Source organism: Mumia sp. (genome assembly GCF_028803055.1).
GTDB lineage: Bacteria > Actinomycetota > Actinomycetes > Propionibacteriales > Nocardioidaceae > Mumia.
The window spans coordinates 1-2,604 of record NZ_JARBCJ010000289.1 but is presented as its reverse complement, the minus strand read 5'-3'; the positions used below and the strand labels follow the sequence as shown (position 1 = coordinate 2,604).

3 protein-coding genes are annotated in these 2,604 nt (G+C 73.5%); 1 reads left to right on the top strand and 2 read right to left on the bottom strand.

What is annotated here, in order from left to right; genetic code table 11:
* Positions 1-240: 240 nt before the first annotated feature.
* Together PV363_RS17165 and gluQRS are read right to left on the bottom strand one after the other, a co-directional pair.
* On the bottom strand, positions 241-780 hold the full coding sequence (locus tag PV363_RS17165) for a hypothetical protein (RefSeq protein ID WP_220342637.1): 540 nt from the start codon (positions 778-780) through the stop codon (positions 241-243).
* Between the two features lie 9 nt (positions 781-789).
* Complete coding sequence (gluQRS, locus tag PV363_RS17160; protein WP_301022998.1) at positions 790-1,680, bottom strand: tRNA glutamyl-Q(34) synthetase GluQRS; 891 nt, start codon at positions 1,678-1,680, stop codon at positions 790-792.
* Between the two features lie 80 nt (positions 1,681-1,760).
* Between gluQRS and PV363_RS17155 the strand changes: the two genes are divergently transcribed.
* Positions 1,761-2,604, top strand: an 844-nt coding sequence (locus PV363_RS17155) for a DNA-3-methyladenine glycosylase 2 family protein (protein ID WP_301022997.1), incomplete at its 3' end; no start/stop codon positions are given.

The window sequence follows — 2,604 nt, the reverse complement described above, 5'->3', positions numbered from 1 at the left end:
CGTCTCGCCGGTGGACGGGTCCTCGACGGCGAAGGTCTTCTGGCCCTCGGCGTCACGCCACTTGCCTCCGATGAAGAGCTGGGGATGCACCCCGGCGACGACCTCGGACTCGCGACCCTGCAGAACTCCACCGTTCACCGGCATGGTGACCTCCTCGTACGTACGCGGCGTTCCCGACGATCCTCTCGCGACGGCCCCGCCGGTGCACGGGGCGAGATGTCGCCCGCGCCGACCAGACCGTTACACGTCGTGGGTACCCGCTCGACGCTCGACCAGCACAAGCCCCGCGTGGAGGAGCAGACCGATCACGGCCCCGACCGCGATCCCGTAGAGGTTGTCCCCCACGTCCTCACCCGACAACCCGTCGCGGGCGGTGGGCATGACCGCCTGCCACCACTCCACGAGCCACGGGGCGGCGAGGACGACGAGCGACGGCCACCATTGGCGCAGCTCCAGCGAGAGCAGCACGGCCGAGGCTCCTAGCGCTAGCCCGGCCCAGACGTTGAGCGAGCGGGAGTCGATCCCGGTCAGCAGGGCATCCCACCGTGGCGGGTCGACGTGCAGACCCAACGGGCTGACCCAGCGCCAGCCCTGGTCGAGTGCGCCCGGCATCATCGTGACGGCGGCGTACGATCCCAGCGCGGCGGCGTACAACCAGACCCGCAGCGGCGAGACGGTCCCCGTCCGGAGCGCCACCGCCGCCAGCGTGGTGGCGAGGAGGAGCGCCAGCACGACGCCGATGCCGGACAGCGGCGTCTCGCGGAAGTAGGCGTCGAGCACGCCTCCGAGTCAAGCAGCCGGAGCCTCGGGTGGGACGAAGACCCACGGGGTACGGGGCAGCGCGGCGGGGTCGAACTCGGCCAGCATCCCCGCGGCGTCGCGCGCGGACATCCCCAACGAGTCCGCGATCGCCGCGACCAGGTCGGCCGACGTCCACCCCAGCGCCTCGAGGTCTGCGAGGGTCACCGCGCCGTCGCGCTTGGCCAGTCGCTTGCCCTCGGTGTTGAGCGCGAGCGGGACGTGGGCGTACTCCGGCGGCGTGATGCCGAGGAGCGTCGCCAGGTAGGCCTGCCGAGGCGCCGACGTGAGCAGGTCGTCGCCCCGCACGACCTGGTCGACGTCCATCGCGGCGTCGTCGACGACGACTGCCAGGTTGTACGCCGCCACACCGTCGTTGCGGACCAGGACGAGGTCGTCGACCGGCCCGGTGACGGTGCCGTGGAGGACGTCGTGGACGGCGAACTCGTCGACGTCCGACGCGAGCCTGAGCGCCGCGGGGCGCTGCGAGCGGCGGGCCTCACGCTCGGCGTCGCTCAGCCGGCGGCACGTCCCCGGGTAGTGGCCCGGGACGCCGTGCGGGGCCGACGCAGCCTCGGCGATCTCGCGGCGCGTGCAGAAGCACTCGTAGGTCAGTCCCCGCGCGGCGAGCGTCGCGACGGAGTCCGCGTAGTCCGCCTGCCGCGACGACTGGAGGACCACCGGGGGGTCCCAGTCGATGCCGAGCGCAGCGAGGTCGGCGAGCTGCCGCTCCTGGGCTCCTGGGCGGACCCGGTCGAGGTCCTCCACCCGCATCCGGAAGCCCCGACCGGTCGAGCGGGCGAACATCCACGCGAGCATCGCGGTCCGCAGGTTGCCGACGTGGAGGTCACCCGACGGGCTCGGGGCGTAGCGGCCGTTCATGGGTGCGCCAGGCAGAGAGTTCCACTCATCAGGACGGCATCCTACGCAGGAGCGTCGGGGGCACGTGTCACGATCGAAGGGTGACGACCTCTCCCGCACTTCGCTCCGGCGCCTCGCGCACCTGGCGTCCTGCCGGCGCGGTCGACGTGCGCTGGACGCTGGGCAGGCTCGGCAAGGGGCCGTACGACCCGGCGCACCACGTCGCCTCGGACGGTGCGGTGTGGCGAGCGGGGCGCATGCGGTCCGGCCCGGTCACCTACCGGGTCGCCGAGGTCGCCGGAGAGATCACCGTCGACGCCTGGGGCGACGGCACCGACGAGCTGCTGGACGAGGTCCCCGGGCTGCTCGGCCACCAAGACGACTGGTCGGGGTTCGAGCCGCGCATCCCGCTCGTCGCGCGTGCTCTGCAGCGTCACCCGGGCCTCCGCCTGCCCACCCAGCGCCGGATCTTCGAGACGCTCGTCCCCGCGATCCTCGAGCAGCGGGTGCCCTCCGTCGACGCGTACGCAGCCTGGCGGCGTCTGCTCCGCGCTCACGGCGAGCCCGCCCCCGGGCCTACCCCGGTCCCGATGGTCGTCCCGCTCGCGCCCGAGCAGTGGCGCGCGCTCCCCTCGTGGGCGTGGCACCGCGCCGGAGTCGACCCTGCACGGTCCCGCACCGTCGTGCAGGCGGCGCAGCGGGCCACGGCCGTCGAGCGGCTCGCCGACCGGTCGTACGCCGAGGTGTCGGCGGGGCTGCGGTCGCTCCCGGGCATCGGAGTGTGGACCAGCGCCGAGGTGAGGCAGCGTCTCGGTGACCCCGACGCCGTCTCGGTCGGCGACTACAACCTGGCCAAGGACGTCGGCTGGGCCTTCGTCGGCGAGCCGGTCGACGACGCGGCGATGCTCGAGATCCTGGAGCCCTGGCGCGGTCACCGGGGCCGGC

What these genes read in the sequence shown, in the direction of transcription:
- gluQRS (WP_301022998.1), bottom strand. Translation starts at nt 1,680, where the DNA reads ATGAACGGCCGCTACGCCCCGAGCCCGTCGGGTGACCTCCACGTCGGC.